Genomic DNA, 290 nt, shown 5'->3' on the forward strand with positions numbered 1-290 from the left:
CCCCGGTCCTTCGACCGGAAGATTATCATATCATGCCATACATTTCAGTGCAACCTGCAATTTATGGAAGTGATATGAGTATGATGGTGGAGCCAAGGGGGATCGAACCCCTGACCTCCTGCGTGCAAGGCAGGCGCTCTCCCAGCTGAGCTATAGCCCCAAAAAGGAACCTCATCACTAAATATGAAGTTGAAATGGTGGGCCCTAGTGGACTCGAACCACCGACCTCACCCTTATCAGGGGTGCGCTCTAACCAGCTGAGCTAAGGGCCCATATCATACGCTTGGCGA

General features: G+C 52.4%; 2 tRNA genes. Both read right to left on the minus strand.

The window, feature by feature from the left end:
* Positions 1–84 precede the first annotated feature (84 nt).
* A tRNA-Ala gene (locus CHH67_RS25830) sits at positions 85–160 on the minus strand.
* Positions 161–195: 35 nt separating this feature from the next.
* A tRNA-Ile gene (locus CHH67_RS25835) sits at positions 196–272 on the minus strand.
* Between the last annotated feature and the right edge of the window lie 18 nt (positions 273–290).

It is taken from the genome of Paenibacillus campinasensis, from assembly GCF_002272015.1.
Taxonomy (GTDB): Bacteria; Bacillota; Bacilli; order Paenibacillales; family Paenibacillaceae; genus Paenibacillus_AQ; species Paenibacillus_AQ campinasensis.